Annotated in this window: 9 protein-coding genes; 4 read left to right on the top strand and 5 right to left on the bottom strand. The window is 71.3% G+C overall.

Annotated features, from left to right (window positions below; all coding sequences use genetic code 11):
• Position 1: 1 nt before the first annotated feature.
• From ACRDTB_RS00975 to ACRDTB_RS00965, 3 genes are all read right to left on the bottom strand, one after another.
• Positions 2–1,972 carry a CRTAC1 family protein gene (locus ACRDTB_RS00975; RefSeq protein ID WP_431427891.1) on the bottom strand — a complete coding sequence of 657 codons (1,971 nt, stop codon included), beginning with the start codon at positions 1,970–1,972 and terminating at the stop codon, positions 2–4.
• Positions 1,969–2,964: a DUF1702 family protein gene (locus tag ACRDTB_RS00970; RefSeq protein ID WP_431427890.1), complete on the bottom strand. Its 996-nt coding sequence runs from the start codon at positions 2,962–2,964 to the stop codon at positions 1,969–1,971. Before ACRDTB_RS00970 ends, ACRDTB_RS00975 begins: the two co-directional genes overlap by 4 nt.
• 79 nt (positions 2,965–3,043) lie before the next feature.
• Positions 3,044–4,102: a DUF1702 family protein gene (locus ACRDTB_RS00965; protein ID WP_431427889.1), complete on the bottom strand. Its 1,059-nt coding sequence runs from the start codon at positions 4,100–4,102 to the stop codon at positions 3,044–3,046.
• Positions 4,103–4,419: 317 nt separating this feature from the next.
• Between ACRDTB_RS00965 and ACRDTB_RS00960 the strand changes: the two genes are divergently transcribed.
• Positions 4,420–10,284, top strand: coding sequence for an SDR family NAD(P)-dependent oxidoreductase (locus ACRDTB_RS00960; protein WP_431427888.1), 5,865 nt, complete (start codon positions 4,420–4,422; stop codon positions 10,282–10,284).
• Positions 10,285–10,603: 319 nt separating this feature from the next.
• Here ACRDTB_RS00960 and ACRDTB_RS00955 read toward each other — a convergent pair whose 3' ends face one another.
• Both ACRDTB_RS00955 and ACRDTB_RS00950 read right to left on the bottom strand, forming a co-directional pair.
• Positions 10,604–11,035, bottom strand: coding sequence for an SgcJ/EcaC family oxidoreductase (locus ACRDTB_RS00955; protein ID WP_431427887.1), 432 nt, complete (start codon positions 11,033–11,035; stop codon positions 10,604–10,606).
• Between the two features lie 34 nt (positions 11,036–11,069).
• A complete protein-coding gene (locus ACRDTB_RS00950; protein WP_431427886.1) occupies positions 11,070–12,248 on the bottom strand; it encodes an acyl-CoA dehydrogenase family protein in 1,179 nt (392 codons plus the stop codon).
• Positions 12,249–12,548: 300 nt separating this feature from the next.
• Here ACRDTB_RS00950 and ACRDTB_RS00945 point away from each other — a divergent pair, with 300 nt between their 5' ends.
• From ACRDTB_RS00945 to ACRDTB_RS00935, 3 genes are all read left to right on the top strand, one after another.
• On the top strand, positions 12,549–13,793 hold the full coding sequence (locus ACRDTB_RS00945; protein ID WP_431427885.1) for an acyl-CoA dehydrogenase family protein: 1,245 nt from the start codon (positions 12,549–12,551) through the stop codon (positions 13,791–13,793).
• A gap of 2 nt (positions 13,794–13,795) precedes the next feature.
• A complete protein-coding gene (locus ACRDTB_RS00940; protein WP_431427884.1) occupies positions 13,796–15,370 on the top strand; it encodes a 4-hydroxyphenylacetate 3-hydroxylase family protein in 1,575 nt (524 codons plus the stop codon).
• A 102-nt stretch (positions 15,371–15,472) separates the two neighbouring features.
• Positions 15,473–16,786, top strand: coding sequence for a cation:proton antiporter (locus ACRDTB_RS00935; protein WP_431427883.1), 1,314 nt, complete (start codon positions 15,473–15,475; stop codon positions 16,784–16,786).

The raw sequence follows: 16,786 nt of genomic DNA, 5'->3' as shown, positions 1-16,786 counted from the left end.
CTCACCTCTCCATGACCCGGTCGCCAAGCACGAGCGAGTGCCGGCCCTGGCTGAGCTCGAGATCCTGCTGGTGCACGTCACCGTGGCGGTCCCGCCACCGCAGGTGCACCTGGACGGGGCCCTTGGCGTCGCCGAGGCCGATGTGCACCTCGCTGCTGCGCCGGCCCGCGTGGCCGCTGCCGCCGTCGACGCGCTGGATGTACGTCTCTCCGTCCGCCGTGGTCACCGTGACCTGGGCACCGGTGACCGGCGAGCCCGGCGCGGGGGCGGTGCCCACCGTCTCCTCCGGCTCGTGGGACAGCGCCAGGTTCAGGTGCCCGCCCGGTGCGGGTGCCTCGTTGTGGTAGAAGATCGGCTCGCCGTACTGGCGGGCCACCGCCATGTCGAGCAGTCCGTCGCCGTCGGCGTCACCGGTGGCGATGCCGCGGGTCGGGATCGGCACCGCCAGGCCCAGCTCGGGGGCCAGGTCGGTGTAGCGGCCGTCCTCGCCCTTGACGAAGAAGCGCAGCGTCTCGCTGCCGGCGATGTCGTCACCGGAGTTCGCGTTGGGCCAGGTCAGCGGGTTGGCCACCAGGGAGTCGTTGGCCATGGCCAGCTCCTGCAGCTGCGGCCAGCGGTTGGTGCTTCCCTTGATGAAGCCGTTCGTCTGAGCGATCTGCTGCTCGCCGGAGTTGGCGAAGTCGGCGATCTTGACGTCCCAGGCCCAGCCCGCCCAGGCGGTGCCGTTCTCGCCACTGTCGTCGCGGAACGGCGCCTCACCGTCGCGCAGCTGCGCGCGTAGGTCATCGGAGTTCTCGGCGGTGTTGGTGTAGAAGAAGTTGCTCTCCACGATGCCCCACGAGACGGTCAGGTTGGAGACGAACGCGTCGTAGAGCCCGTCGTGGTCGAAGTCGCCGAAGTCGACACCCATGCCCTTGAACGAGTCGGAACCGATCCGCTTGGACTTCGGCGTCCCGGGTGTGCGGGTGGTGGTCACGTTGGAGAACTTCACCTGACCTGGCCCCGACCGGTTGTACAGCAACCGGTCGGGGCCGAAGTCGTTCGCGATGTACAGCTCGGGCAACAGGTCCCCGTCCAGGTCGTTGGCGCTGACCCCCAGCGCCCAGCCACCCCTGGCCTCCTCGGGGATCGCCTCGGCGGGGACGCGCTCGAAGGTGGCGGTCGGGTTGTCACCCGCCGAGGCGCCCGTGCTCAGCAGGATGTGCGGCCCGCCGCCGTTCTGGGCATGCGAGAGGGAGTGGTTCATCGTCACGCCGCCGTCGGCCGACGGGTCGAGGACCGGGCTGTCGGGGAAGTAGTTGCCGATGAAGATGTCGTCGTGGCCGTCACCGTCGAAGTCGCCGACGGTCGCCGCGTTGCTGTTCCACTGTGGACCGTCGTACACCCCGTTGGCGTCGGCGTTGTCGCCGGTCACCGCCTCGACGGGCGCGTACGCCGCCGGAGAGAGGCCGTCGTGGTCGGCCCTGGCGAGGTGGATGACCGGGGTGCGGCCCCACATGTAGACCAGCAGGTCCATCCGGCCGTCCTCGTTGACGTCGGCGGGCACGCAGCCCATCGGTGCCATCACGTCGTTGACCGGCAACGGCTCCGGGCGCAGCTCGAAGGGCTCGTAGCGCCCGTCGTTCCCGCCCGGCGTCGGCGTGATGATCACCTGGTCGGTGCGCGGGTCGACGAGGCACAGGTCGTTGGGCAGGCCGTCACCGTCCAGGTCGTTCATCGCGACGGACGCGCCGACCGAGGAGATCCAGGCGTCGATGTGCTTGTACGCCTGGTTGACCTGCCTGATCGACTGCTGCTTGTCCGACGCCGGCAGCGCCAGGCTGTGGCCGGCGAACGCGTAGTCACTCGCCAGGTCGGTCCGCTCTTCGGCCGAGCTCTGCGGCAGGGCGACCGCGAAATAGCAGCCGACGACGACCACGAGCGCGATGACACCGGTCAGCTGCCTGCGCAGCAGGCCTCGTACCGCGTTCATGTGTTGACACCTCCAAGGGAAACGAATTCGTCGGCGAGTCGCCGCCGCCAGACCTCATACGCCGGCAGTTCGCCCTCGACCTGGTGCTCCGGGCGCAGTTCGCTCGTGATCCGGGCCGCCTCCTCCGGCGTCGTGCCGCAGAACACCTGGGTGGCCAGCGCCGTGTGCGGGGGCACGATGCCGGCACGCACGCGCGCGTCCGCGGCGAACGCGCACCCCTGCGCCACGTTCACCCGGTGCTGGCCGGCGCGGCGCGCCAGTGTCCGCAGGTCCTGTTCGGCCGCGCCGTCGTCCGCGCCGCCGGCATAGGTCGCCGCGAGCCCGGTGCCGCTGTAGAGCTCGGCACGACGCGAGGCCGGGAACGCGTCGACCAGGTCGGCCACGCGGTTCGGGTCGGCGCCGCCGACGAACCACATGGCCCGACCGATGCCCTGGTCGATGGCCTTGTCCGCGTAGGACCCGTGCGGGCCGCCCGGCCACGGGAACTTCGGGTCCTGGTACTGGCCGTCGACGTAGCGGGCGGTGTGGAAGTAGGCCTGGTGGAAGCCGTAACCGTCGAGCACCAGCGGCAGCAGCACCGGGTCGAGGGTCCGCGGCTTGGGCCAGCGGAACCGGGGAAGCCTGGCCATCGCCCAGCCGATCCCGACGTAGACCAGGTAGCGGTTCACGTCGCCAAGCGGGCTTCGCAGGAACCGAAAGACGTTGTCCGAGCGGCCGAACGGCAGACCGTCGAGCACGGCCAGGCCCATACCGGCGCCCTCGTAGGCGAAGCCGCGCAGCCAGCCGGGCAGCTGCTCGAGCTGTCCCTCGGCATCGGCGGGCGTACGGGCCTCCACCGCGCGGGCGTAACCGTCCAGAAACGCCTTCCCAACCGTCTCCAGTCTTTCTTGAGCGGCGGGAGATTTCTTGTGGAAGCCGCGTTTGTCGAGGCTCGTCTCGGCGACGTCTGGTGTCAGTAAGCGACGCCGCAGCGCCCGCCACGAACTGGTCAAGACCTTCCCCTAACCGTCGGTCAAAACGGTTTCTTCGTTTGCTGACAATCGTCACACGCCGCCGGAACGGTTTACGACTTCACGCGTGCCGGATCCCGCGCTGGTCGGGCCCGCGTGGCTGCCGACCATTCCGGTCGACCGGCGACGATGTCGTGGCCGTGAAATGCGCACGAATTCGGCTGCGCCACCGCTCGTACAGTGGCTCCGTGTCCCGAGCCGCGTCGTGGCCGGTCGAGTCGGCCTCGGTGCGGTCGGCGATCGTCACGGCGTCCGAAACGGACAGACCGGCCAGCACCTCGGCGGCCAGCGCCGAGTGCGCCGGCACGTGGCCGGCGAACGTCCGCGCCTTGATCGCGAAGACCACGCCGAGCCCGAGCTGTGGCCAGAGGCCGCCGGCCGCCTCGCGCAGTGCGGCCAGGCCATCGGCGGTGCAGCCGCCGGCGAACGTCGCGGCGAGCCCGACGCCACTCCACAGATCCGGCCGGCGCGCTTCGTCGAACCGGTTGACGGCGGCGGCGGTGGCCCTCCAGTCGGCGCCGTTGATGAACCACAGCGCTCGCCCGATGCCCTGGTCCACCGCGCGCGGGAAGTAGTCGGGCGATCCCTCCCACGGGTAGGGCGCCGGCACCCGTTGCTCGTCGACGTAGCGGCTGGTGTGGAAGTAGGCGAGGTCGAAGCCGTAGCCGTCCACGGCAAGCCAGGTCATGGTGGGGTAATAGGGCGAGTCGGTCAGGTCGGGAATGATGTTGCGCCAGAGCGGCCTCGGCAGCCGCGCCATGGCGAACCCGATGCCGATGTAGGTGAGGAACACGTGCGGCGCGCCCGGCCCGAGCAGCAGCTCGCGGGTACGCCGGCCGCTGCCGCCCGCCATCGCGTCGCGGACGGCGAACGCCATGGCCGCACCCTCGTAGGCGAACCCGCGCTGCTCCGGCTCGACCAGCTCCAGCCGCCGTCGCACCTCCCACAGGTCGCGCGCCGCGATGCCCCACTCGAACCCGCACACCACGGCCTGCGGGATTGCCTCCAGCCGCTCCGTCGCGGGCGAGTCGGCCCCGGGGAACTCGCGCTCGGCGAAGGTGACCGCGGACAGCTTCGGTGCCAGCACGAACTGGCGCAGCGAACCGAGAAATGACGGCATCGATTCCTCCGGTGACGGTGGCATTGTCAGGGTCGGCTCGGCAATCGTCGCCGCGCATCTCCACCAGTGCGGTATCTGCCTTTCCGGCCGCATTGATCATCCGGCCGAAGGAGTCTTCGGGACAGAAGCAATATCGGAGAAGCGGGTAGACGGCACATGATGAGAAGGCATATGCCGCTGCGCTGGTGCAACCTTGAACCCAAACGGAAAGCGTGTCGAGGACTGTCGCCGAACTCGGCTCATCGCCGCGGTATGTGGCCGGCGCGAATGGGCGCGCCGATTCGGGTCGAGTGGTCGTCGAGAATAGGCGGTATAGGTTGAGCACCGAGCGAATCGCGATCGTCGGCATCGGACTTCGTTACCCCGACGCCGCTAGCACCGAAGATCTCTGGGAGAACATCCTGGCTGGGCGCCGCGCGTTTCGCAGGCTGCCCGACGAGCGGATGAACCAGGCGGACTACTACTCGCCAGACCAGAACGCACCGGACCGCTTCTACGCCAAGAAGGCGGCCGTGCTACGCGACTTCGAGTTCGACCGGCTCAAGTACAAGGTCGCCGGCAGCACCTACCGGTCGACCGACCTCACGCACTGGCTGGCGCTGGACGTCGCGGCGACGGCGCTGGCCGACGCCGGCTTCCCGGATGCGGCCGGCCTGCCCCGCCAGGCCACCGGCGTCGTCTTCGGCAACAGCCTGACCGGCGAGTTCTCCCGCGCCAACCTGATGCGGCTGCGCTGGCCCTACGTGCGGCGTACCCTCGCCGCCGCGTTGGCCGCCAAGGGGTGGGACGACGACGAGACCAGCGATTTCCTGCGTGAGCTGGAGCCGGTGTACAAGGCACCGTTCCCGCCGATCGACGAGGACACGCTCGCCGGCGGGCTCGCCAACACCATCGCCGGGCGGATCTGCAACTACTTCGACTTCGCCGGCGGCGGCTACACCGTCGACGGCGCCTGCTCCTCGTCGCTGATCTCGATCGCCACCGCGGCCAAGGCGCTGACCGACGGCGACCTGGACGTCTGCCTCGCCGGCGGCGTCGACCTGTCCATCGACCCGTTCGAGGTGATCGGCTTCGCCAAGACCGGGGCGCTGTCCTCCGGCGAGATGAAGATCTACGACAAGGACTCCAACGGCTTCTGGCCGGGCGAGGGCTCCGGCGTCGTCGTGCTGATGCGCGAAGAGGACGCCATCGCCCGCGACCTTCGGATCTACGCGTCGATTACCGGCTGGGGCCTGTCCTCCGACGGCAAGGGCGGCATCACCCGCCCGGAGGCCGCCGGCCACCGGCTGGCCATCAGCCGCGCCTACGCCCGAGCCGGGTACGGCGTGGAGACCGTCGGCTACTTCGAGGGCCACGGCACCGGAACCGCGCTCGGGGACGCCACCGAGCTCGAGGCGATCGGTTCGGCCCGGCGCGACTGCGACCCGCGGGCCCGCCCGGCCGCGGTCAGCTCGATCAAGGGCAACTTCGGCCACACCAAGGCAGCCGCGGGGGTCGGCGGGCTGATCAAGGCGGCGCTGTCGGTGTACCACCAGGTAATCCCGCCCGTCACCGGGCACTACGAGGCGCACCCGAAGCTGACCGGCGACGCCCCGGCCCTGTATGTGCCGCGCGATGCCGAGCTCTGGCCGGCCGGGGCGCCGATCCGGGCCGGCGTGTCGGCGATGGGCTTCGGCGGCATGAACACGCACATCGCGATCGAGCAGGGCCCCGGCCGCAAGCGGCGCACCGCGCTGCCCCGGCGGACCAAGGCTCTCGTCGCCGGCCGCCAGGACGCCGAGCTGCTGATGCTGGACGCCGCCGACACCGCCGCGTTGCGCGAGCGGGTCGCCGGGCTGGTCGACGTGGTGCCCAAGCTGTCCTTCGCCGAGGTCGCCGACCTGGCCGCAACGCTGGCCGGGCAGCTGTCCGGCGCGCGGGTCCGGGCCGCGGTCGTCACCACCAGCCCCGAGGACGCCGTCGACAAGCTCGGCCGGCTCCTCGAGGCCCTCGACGCAGGCGAGCAGCGGCTGTTCACCGCGGACGGGGTGTTCCTGGGCCAGGGACAGAACCCCCCGAAGATCGCCTACCTGTTCCCCGGCCAGGGTTCCGGGCGGGGTGCGGTCGGCGCGATCCGTCGCCGGTTCCCCGCGGCGGAGGCCGTGTTCGCGGACGCCGAGGTGCCGACCGGCGGCGACCAGACGGCCACCGAGGTGGCCCAGCCGCGCATCGTCGCCGGGTCCGTCGCGGCCCTGCGGGTGCTGCAAACGCTGGGCCTCGACGCCGACGTCGCCGTCGGGCACAGCCTCGGCGAGCTGACCGCGCTGGCCTGGGCCGGTGCCATGGGCGGCAAGGACGTGCTTCGCCTGGCCGCCGCGCGCGGGCAGGTCATGGCGAACGCCAGCCGGGGCGGCGGCGCGATGGCGGGCCTCGCCACCGCGCCGGACCGGGCCGAGCAGCTGTTCGGGGACGACCCCGTGGTCATCGCCGGGTACAACGGGCCGGAACAGACGGTCATCGCCGGTGACGCCGATGCCGTGGACCGCGTGTGCGAGCGGGCACGGGCCGACGGCGTGACCGCCACCAGGATCAACGTCTCGCACGCCTTCCACTCGCCGCTGGTCGAGCCCGCGGCCGAGGCGATGATGGGGCAGCTCGCCGAGTTCACCTTCGCCGCGCCTGCCCGCCCGGTGGTGTCCACTGTGACCGGTGACGTGCTCGAGCCGGGCACCGACCTGCGGGAGCTGCTGCGCGACCAGATCGTGCGGCCGGTGCGCTTCGACGAGGCGGCCACCACGGCCGCCGCCGACGCTGACCTCGCCATCGAGGTGGGCCCCGGCCGGGTGCTCGCCGGCCTGCTGCGCGACATCGTGCCGGGCACGCCGGTGCTGGCCGTCGACACCGACAACCAGTCGCTGAGCTCGCTGCTGTCCGTCCTCGGCGCCGCGCACGCGCTGGGGGCCGAGCTGGACACCGAGCCGCTGTTCGCCGACCGGGTGGTGCGGCCGCTGCCGCTAGACGGCGGGTTCACCTTCCTGGCGAGCCCCTGCGAGGCCGCCCCCGACCTCTCCGTCGGGCTGACTCAGCCCGGCGAGGAAGCCACCTCCGCGAGCACCTCCGCCGAGCTGCCGGCGGAGGCCGGTGGCTCGGGCGAGGACGGCCCGTCCACCCTCGACCTGCTGCGCAGTCTCGCCGCGGAGCGCGTCGAGCTGCCCCTGGAAGCGGTCACCGCGGACACCCACCCACTCGACGACCTGCACCTCAGCTCGATCACCGTCGGCCAGCTCGTCAACGACGCCACCCGCCAGCTCGGCCTCCCCACGTTGGAGGCGACGACCAACTTCGCCACGGTGTCGCTCGGCGAGCTCGCCAAGCTGATCGACGAGTTGGCCGAGTCCGCGCAGGGCGGAGGTACGAACGGCGGCAGCACCGAGGTGGCCGGCGTGGCGCAGTGGGTGCGGCCGTTCTCCGTCGACTACGTGCCGGCCAGGGCGCCGAGGGTGAACGTCGGCACCGGTCCGGTCGGCACGTGGCAGATGTTCGCGCCGGCCGGCCACCCGCTCGCCGAGCGGCTGCGGGTCGCGCTCGCCGAGGCCGGCATCGGCGACGGTGTGCTGCTGTGCCTGCCGGACAGCGGCGAGCAGCACGTCGAGCTGTGCCTGAAGGCGGGCCAGCTGGCCGCCGACTCCCCCGCCGGCACCCGGTTCGTCGTGGTACAGAACAAGTTCGGGGCGTCGGGCCTGGCCAGGACCGCGTTCCTGGAGGCGACGGGCGTGCCGACCACCGTCGTCAGCCTGTCGGACCTCGCCCCGTCGACCGCGGCCGACGTGGACGAGGCGGTGCGGCGGGTGATCACCGAGGCCGCCGCCACCACGGAGTTCAGCGAGGTCCGCTACGACGCCGACGGCCAGCGGACGGCGCCGGTGCTGCGCGTGCTGCAGCCGCCCGCCGAGCCGCACACCGGCACGCCGCTGGACGGCTCCGACGTGCTGCTGGTCACCGGCGGCGGCAAGGGCATCACGGCCGAGTGCGCGCTGGCGATGGCCGAGGACTCCGGAGCCAAGCTCGCGCTGATCGGCCGGGACGACCCGGCCGACGACGAGGAGATCTCGACCAACCTGGCCAGGATGACCGCGGCCGGCGTGGACTGCCGGTACGAGCGCGCCGACGTCACCGACGCCGAGCAGATCGCCACGGCCGTGGCGCGGTTCGAGGCCGAGCTCGGCCCGGTCACCGCGGTGATGCACGGCGCCGGCCGCAACGAACCGGCCGCGCTCACCAACCTGACCGAGGAGAGGTTCCACCAGACGCTCGACGTCAAGATCGCCGGCCTGCGCGCGGTGCTCGACGCGGTGGAGCAGAACAAGATCAAGCTGCTGGTGACGTTCGGCAGCATCATCGGCCGGGCCGGGCTGCCCGGCGAGGCGCACTACTCGACCGCCAACGACTGGATGACCGAGCTGACCGTCGACTTCCAGCGCGCACACCCGCAGGCGCGGGCGCTGGCGATGGAGTGGTCGGTCTGGTCGGGCGCCGGGATGGGCGAGCGGCTCGGCGTCGTCGAGATGCTGGTGCGCGACGGCATCACCCCGATCTCGGTCGAGGACGGCCTGAGCGTGCTGCGCCAGGTGCTGGCCGACCCGTCGGCCGGGCCGGTGCTGACGATCACCGGCCGGATGGGCGGCCTGCCGACGCTGCCCCTGGACATGAGCCAGGAGCTGCCGCTGACCCGGTTCGTCGACCGGGTGCTGGTGCACTACCCGCACGTCGAGCTGATCACCGAGGTCGAGCTGTCCTCCGGCAGCGACCCCTACCTGTCCGACCACCAGCTGGACGGCGACCTGCTGTTCCCCGCGGTGGTCGGAATGGAGGCGATGACCCAGGTCGCGACGGCCGTGCTCGGCCAGACCGGCGCACCGCTGCTGCAGGACGTCGAGTTCCTGCGGCCGATCGTGGTCCGCCCCGGCACCGCGACGAGCATGCGGTTGGCGGCACTGGTCCGCGACGCCGGGACGGTGACGGTGGCCATTCGCGCCGAGGACACCGGGTTCAGCGCGGACCACTTCCGGGCCACGCTGCGGCTGCCGCGGCCGGCCCTGCCCGACAGCGCCATCGAGGGAGCCACCGACGGAGCCACCGACGCGGGCGCCTCGCGGACGGCCACCCAGCTGCCGCTGGCACCGGTCGACCCGATCGCCGAGCTCTACGGCGGCGTGATGTTCCAGGGCAAGCGGTTCCAGCGCCTGCTCGGCTACCGGAGGGCGAGCGCCCGGCACGCGGTGGCGGAGCTGTCCACCACCACGCCGGCGCCGTGGTTCGCCGCGTACCTGCCGCAGGACCAGGTACTGGCCGACCCGGGCACGCGGGACGCGGTGATGCACGCGCTCCAGTGCTGCGTTCCAGACGCGACCCTGCTGCCGCAGGGTGTCGAGCGGCTGTACCTGTCGGCGCCCGCCGACCAGCACGTCGAGTTCGTGATCCTGGATGCCCGGGAGCGGTCGCAGGACGGCGACACCTACGTCTACGACGCCGACGTGCTCGACCCGTCCGGCCGGGTGGTCGAACGCTGGCAGGGTCTGACGCTGCGGGCGGTACGGAAGAAGGACAGCTCGGGTCCGTGGGTGCCCTCGATGCTCAGCGGCTACCTGGAGCGGACGTTGGAGCAGGTGCTCGGCGGACGCCGCGCCGTGGTCGTCGAGTCCGACCCCGTGCCGGGCGTACCGGCCGACCGGCAGGCGCAGACCGAGCTCGCCGCCAGCCGCGCCGTCGGCGGCCCGGTGGCCGTGCGGTACCGGCCGGACGGCAAGCCGGAGCTGGACGGCACGGCGATCTCGGCGTCCCACGGTGCCGGTGTGAGCGTGGTGGTGACCGGGTCGGGCCGGCTGGGCTGCGATGTCGAGACCGTGGTGCACCGCGCGGAGGAGGACTGGGCCGGGCTGCTCGGTGACGGGCTGCGCCGCGTCCGCGACCTGGTGATGGCCGAGGCCGGCGAGGACGCCGACACGGCCGGCACCCGGGCGTGGAGCGCGCTCGAATGCCTGCGCAAGACCGGCACGACGACGCGGGACCTCACCGTCGACCGGGTCACGCCGGACGGTTGGGTCGTGCTCTCCACCGGAGACGCCCGGATCGCCACCTGGGTGACCACCTTCAACGACCTCGCCACCCCGGTGGTGTTCGCCGTCCTGTCCGGACAGGAGTGAGTGTGGCCAGTCCGCCGGCTGCCGGCAGAGAAAGGCGTTGACCGCAGGGATCGCCGCCGCCCGAGAGCGGCGGCGATCCCTGCGGTCCTAGTGCGTCACCGCTCGCTGGGAAGCACGGCGGTCGCTCCCGGGGTGAGCATGAACAGACCGCCACCTACACGTCTCCGGGGTCGACGAGTGCGACTCCGCAGCAACTCCCCATCCCGCCGTCGCAGTCCTCCTCAAGATTCCCCGAGGACGACCGGACCTCGCCCGGTGCAACAGCATCAGGGCCGCTGCCCGTCTTCTGACGGACAACGGCCCTGGCGTGAGCTCGCGGTCAGGCGGCGCGGTCGGCGCTCCCACGAGTCGCGTTCGCGTCGAAGCGCGGGGTGTTCTGGTACGCGATCAACCGCCACTGGCCGTCCTGGCGGACCACCAGCCAGGAGGCATGGATGGCGCTGCCCTCCGAGACCTCGGTCTCGCCGGACTCCAGGACACCGCCCTGGCTCAGCAGGATCGCCGCGTCCTCGCCGAGCGACCGGATGCTGATCGGCTTGCCGGTCACCTGGGTGCCCTTGTACCGGCCCTCGAACTCCGCGGCCATGTGGTCGCGGATCTCGTCGCGGCCGGTGCAGAACACGCCGGCCAGGATCATGGTGCCGTCCTCGGTGAACACGCTCGCGAAGGTCGCCGCGTCCTGGTACGCCCAGGCGGCGACGACTTTCTGGGTCAGCGCGGCGATCGCGGCCTTGTCCGCATCGGTGGTCATGCTGGCTCTCCTCCTGGTGTCGACGAACCCCGGGCTAGATGTAGAGCGTGTTGGGCTCGAGGCCGCACAGCACCCGGCCGTAGAGCTCGGCGTTCGTGTTCGGGTGCATCAGCGCGTGCTGGTGAACCGCCTGGACGTCACGATTGATCCGCTGGATGGGGATCCCGCTGTAGATGGAGGTGCCGCCACTGGCCGTCGCGAAGATGTCCACCGACTCCTTGGCCAGCCGGACCACCGCGCCGACGTCGGCCCGCGACCGGGCGCGCTCCTCGAGCTTCCACTCGGTGCCCTCCGCGCACTTGGTGTCCACCAGGTCCGCGAGGCGCCGCGCGTGGAAGTCGGCCTGGTCGATCTTCAAGGTCGCCTCGGCCATCTGGAAGTGGGTGATCGGCGCCTCGCGCTGGCTTTCGTACTCGGTGTAGGTGATCTTGCGGCCGGGGAGCCGGTTCAGGAACACGTCCCTGGCGCCCTTCGCCATGCCCACGATCGTGCCGACCGAGGACGCGGAGGCGACCGGCAGCAGCGGCGCGCGGTAGATGGGCGAGGTGGCGTTGCGCTTGGAGGCGGTCTGCCCCTGCAGCACGACCGGCAGTGGAAGGACGCGTTCCTGCGGGATGAACAGGTCCTTCGCCACCGTGCTGACACTGCCCGTGCCGCGCAGCCCCGACGTGTCCCAGTCGTCCACCACGAGCAGGTCCGACATCGGCACCAGGGCCATGATCGGGTACGGCTCGCCGTCCGGCGGGACCAGGATCGCGATGATCTCCTGCCAGTGCGCGTGGTGGGCGCCGCTGATGAAGCCCCACTTGCCGTTCACCACGACGCCGCCGTCGACCGGGGCGGCCATCCCCGACGGGCTCAGCGTCCCGCACACCCGGACATCCGGGGTCGCGAACACCTCGTCCTGCACCACGTCCGGGAACTGGCAGGCCATCCAGGTCGGGATCCAGTACACCGACGCCACCCACGAGGTGGAGCCGCAACCCCGGCCGAGCGCCGTGCCGACGTCGACCAGCGTGCTGGTGTCCACCTCGTACCCGCCGTAGTGCTTGGGCCGCCGCAACTTGAACACGCCGGCGTCGGCCAGCGCCTCGATCGCCTCGTCGTGCAGCCGGCGGTTCTCCTCGGCCCAGGACGCGTGCTTGCGCAGGAGCGGGGTCAGGTCCGACGCCTTGCGCACGAGTTGCTCGCGCGCTGGGATCGTGGTGGCCAAGATGTCCTCCAAGCAACGGAAACGGGGCGAGAACGAACACCAAGTCGCGCGAGGCTGGGCCGGCGTCCGCGGCTGTTCGTCTCGAGATTGCCCTGACGGGGGGCCGGATGCATCTCCCGGCTTGCGGGTTTCGCTCACGGTCGACATGAGACTCTCACTCGGCTTCGTCGAGGACTCCCGCTCCCCCGTGTCCTAGGACTCCAGCCTGCGACGAGAACACCGCATTCACAAGGATGTCCGCCCCCGAACACCGGTGTGATGCTCGGAGCCGACCCTCGTGCGGGAAGGAATGACCAGGACATGACAGCCGCCAGGAGCGTGCCAGCGAACGGCTACCCGTCCCCACCAGAGCCTGGGCTGACGCCCGAGGAGGTCGTCACCCGCGCCAAGCGGATCGCGGCGACCCTCGTCGACCGGCAGGCGGAGACCGAGCAGCGCGGGTACTACGCGCTGGACACGCACAACGAGTTCCTCGGCGCGGGCATGTACCGGCTCCTGGTGCCGCGGCGCTACGGCGGCTACGAGTTCGGCCTCGGCACGTACCTGCGGGTGGTGTCCGCGCTCGCCCGCGGCTGCCCGTCGACGGCGTGGATGTACACGTTCGGCGCGGCGCACGCCCTCCTGGCCGCCGCGCTGTTCGACGAGTCCACACAGGACGAGCTGTTCGCCGGTGGCGACTTCATCTGCCCGGCCACGGTCGCGCCGGTCGGGATCGCCGAGCGGGCCGAGGACGGCGGCTGGATCATCGACGGCGTTTTCGGCTACAGCTCGGGCTCGCCCTACGCGACCCACTTCATCGGCCACACCCTGGTGGCGGGTGCGGACGGCGAGCCGCCCGCGCCGATGATGTTCGTCGTGCCGCGCGCGCAATGGCGGCGGCTCGACGACTGGGGCGCGCAGCTGGGCCTGAGGGGCAGCGGCTCGCACAGCGTCGCGATCGAGAAGGCGCACATCCCCGCGCACTTCGCACTGCCCGGCACGCACATGGGCCAGGCGACCGTCGTCGACGGCACCGTCGGGCGGGAGCTGCACGGCAACGCCATGTACGGCGGCGGGGTGCTGAGCTCGCTGCAGTTCCAGCTCGGCGCGCTCTCGGTCGGCATGGCCACCGGCGCCCTGGACGCCTACGCGGAGCTGATGCGCGGCCGAATGACGATCTTCCCGCCGATCACCCTCCGCGCCGAGGACCCGGACTACCAGCTCCGCTACGGCGAGGCGGCGGGCCGGATCGCGGCCGCCGAGGCGGCGCTCGCGGACGCCGTGCGGCAGTGGGAGCAGACGGCCGAGCGCGGCTCGGCGGCGTTCACCCGCGAGGTGGACCTGCGACTGTCCACGATCAGCCGCGAGGCCGTCCGGCTGTGCTGGAGCGCGGTATCCGACCAGCTGTTCCCGACCGCGGGGTCGAGCGCGGTGCGTGCGGGGGCTCGCATCGAGCGGGTCTGGCGGGACATGTCGACCCTGCACAGCCACGCGGGGGTGAGCATCTTCCTGGCCAGCGTGGCGAACCGCGAGCTCGCCAAGCTGGTCTTCGACGTGGCGAGCTGACCATGCCAGCACACGAGAGCGGTGACCACGTGACCGAGCAGACCCGGCCGCTCACCGGCGCCGAGTACGTCGAGAGCCTGCGCGACGACCGCGAGATCTACCTCTACGGCGAGCGGGTCAAGGACGTGACCGAGCATCCCGCGTTCCGCAACCCGGTGCGGATGACGGCGCGGCTCTACGACGCGCTGCACGACCCCGAGCACCGCGACGTGCTCACCACGGCCACCGACGCCGGCGGCCCCGGCGGCTACACCCACCGCTTCTACACCACGCCCCACAGCGCGGAGGATCTCGTCGCCGACCAGCGGGCGATCGCCGCGTGGGCGCGGATGAGCTACGGCTGGATGGGCCGCAGCCCCGACTACAAGGCGTCGTTCCTCGGCACGCTCGGCGCGAACGCCGACTTCTACCGCCCCTTCGCCGACAACGCGCGGCGCTGGTACCGGGAGTCGCAGGAGAAGGTCCTGTACTGGAACCACGCGATCGTGCACCCGCCGGTGGACCGGGACCGGCCGCCGGACGAGGTCGCCGACGTGTTCGTCCACGTGGAACGCGAGACCGACGACGGGCTGATCGTCAGCGGGGCGAAGGTCGTGGCGACCGGGTCGGCGCTGACCCACTACAACTTCATCGCCCACTACGGGCTGCCGATCAAGGACCGCAAGTTCGCCCTCGTGGCCACCGTGCCGATGAACGCGCGCGGGATGAAGCTGATCTGCCGTCAGTCCTACACGGCCGCGACCGCCCTGACCGGCAGCCCGTTCGACTACCCGCTGTCGTCCCGGCTGGACGAGAACGACACCATCCTGGTGCTGGACAAGGTGCTCATCCCGTGGGAGAACGTGTTCATCTACGGTGACGTCGCCAAGGTCGGCATGTTCACCGGGCAGTCCGGGTTCATCGAGCGGTTCACCTTCCACGGCTGTACCCGGCTCGCGGTGAAGCTCGAGTTCCTCGCCGGCCTGCTGGCCAAGGCGCTGGAGATCACCGGGGTCAGCGACTTCCGCGGCGTGCAGTCGAGGCTGGGTGAGGTGCTCGCCTGGCGGAACCTGTTCTGGGCCTTCTCCGACGCGGCCGCCCGCAACCCGGTGCCGTGGCGGGGCGGAGCGGTGCTGCCCAACCCGCGCTACGGCCTGGCGTACCGGTGGTTCTCCCAGCTCGGCTACGCGCGGATCCGCGAGATCGTCCTGCAGGACGTCGCGAGTGGACTGATCTACCTGAACTCCAGCGCGAAGGACTTCCAGAACCCGGACGTCCGCCCGTACCTGGACAAGTATCTGCGTGGCTCGCACGGCGTCGACGCGGTCGAGCGGGTGAAGGTCATGAAGCTGCTGTGGGACGCGGTCGGCACCGAGTTCGGCGGCCGGCACGAGCTCTACGAGCGCAACTACGCGGGCAACCACGAGAACACCCGGGTGGAGCTGCTGTTCGGGCAGCTGGGCGACGGGCAGCTCGACGGGTACAAGGAGCTCGTCGACCGGTGCCTGGCCGAGTACGACCTGGACGGGTGGCGGGTCGCGGACCTGACGTCGTTCGAGGAACTGGGCGAGCTGGGCCGCGGGCTGCTCGGCGGCTGACCGCGGCCGGACGACCGGTGGGCAGCCCGGAGAGGTCAGCTGCCGGCCGGGATGTGCGACGGAAGGAACGGATTGAACCTGTCGGCGGGGCCGGTCGCCCCGATGAGCGGACATCAGATTCTGGTCTTCCTGCTCCTGATCGGCCTGTTGCTCGGGACCGCCCTGGTGCTCGGCCAGCTGGCACGGCGCGTGGGCCTGCCCGCGGTCATCGGGGAGCTGTGCGCGGGAGTCCTGATTGGACCGTCGGTTGTCGGGCACCTCGCCCCGGGCGTGTCGACATGGCTGCGGCTCGACCAGGCGGCGCAGCTGCACCTGGTGGACGCGGTGGGACAGCTCGGGGTGCTGCTGCTGGTCGGGATGACCGGCATCGGCATCGACGTCGGGCTGCTCCGCCGCCGGGCGGGCATGACGGTCTGGGTGAGCACGACCGCTCTGGTCATACCGCTCGTCGGTGGCGTCGCGCTGGGTTTCGTGTTGCCGGTGGACCTCGTGGCCGAGGGCGCCGACCGCATCACGTTCGCCTCGTTCGTCGGCGTGGCGCTGTGCGTGAGCGCGGTTCCGGTCATCGCCAAGACGTTGCTGGACCTGCGTTTGCTCCACCGCGACATCGGCCAGTTGATCATCGGCAGCGCCACGGTCTCCGACCTGGTGGGCTGGCTGCTGTTGTCGGTGGTGTCCGCCATGGCGACCGTTGGCGTGCGCGCGACGAACGTGCTGCTGCCCGTCGCCTTCCTGGTGGGGGCGCTGGTGGTCTGCCTGACCATCGCGCGGCCCGTGGTGGGACGGGTGTTGCGCTTCGCCGTCCGGTCGCGGGACCCGGGCGTGGTGACGACCACCGTCGTGCTGCTGCTGTTCGCGTTCGCGGCGGGCACCCACGCACTTGGCCTGGAGGCCGTGCTCGGCGCGCTGCTCGGGGGTGTGGTGATCGGTTCGTCGAAGTGGCTCAACCGGGAGTTGCTGGCGCCGTTGCGGACCTTCGTCATGGCGGTGCTCGCGCCGCTGTTCTTCGCCACCGCCGGGCTGCGCATGGACCTCACCGCGCTGGCCCGGCCGGAGATCATCGGTTCGACCGGGCTCGTGCTGGTGGTCGCGATCGTCACCAAGTTCGCCGGTGCCTACCTCGGGGCACGCACCGCGCGCCTGGGGCGTTGGGAGGCGATGGCGCTGGGTGCGGGCCTGAACGCACGCGGGGCCATCGAGGTGATCATCGCGATCATCGGGTTGCAGCTGGGGGTGTTGTCCACGGCGATGTACACGGTCGTCGTCCTGGTCGCGATCATCACCTCGCTGGTCGCCCCGCCGATGTTGCGCCTGGCGGGCCGGCACATCGAGGTGACCGACGAGGAGATGGCGCGGGGCCGCTGGCTGACCGGTCACGACGACGACGGGCCGGTTCGTCCGTTGCGCGCCGCGTGA

Origin of the sequence: Actinophytocola sp. (genome assembly GCF_050699935.1) — a bacterium.
GTDB lineage: Bacteria > Actinomycetota > Actinomycetes > Mycobacteriales > Pseudonocardiaceae > Actinophytocola.
Note: the sequence above shows the minus strand (reverse complement) of the source record. Positions and strands in the feature narration are given on the sequence as shown.

Coding starts and splice junctions, on each gene's coding strand:
- ACRDTB_RS00965 (WP_431427889.1), bottom strand. CDS start 4,102: ATGCCGTCATTTCTCGGTTCGCTGCGCCAGTTCGTGCTGGCACCGAAG.
- ACRDTB_RS00935 (WP_431427883.1), top strand. CDS start 15,473: ATGAGCGGACATCAGATTCTGGTCTTCCTGCTCCTGATCGGCCTGTTG.
- ACRDTB_RS00945 (WP_431427885.1), top strand. CDS start 12,549: ATGACAGCCGCCAGGAGCGTGCCAGCGAACGGCTACCCGTCCCCACCA.
- ACRDTB_RS00940 (WP_431427884.1), top strand. CDS start 13,796: ATGCCAGCACACGAGAGCGGTGACCACGTGACCGAGCAGACCCGGCCG.
- ACRDTB_RS00955 (WP_431427887.1), bottom strand. CDS start 11,035: ATGACCACCGATGCGGACAAGGCCGCGATCGCCGCGCTGACCCAGAAA.
- ACRDTB_RS00975 (WP_431427891.1), bottom strand. CDS start 1,972: ATGAACGCGGTACGAGGCCTGCTGCGCAGGCAGCTGACCGGTGTCATC.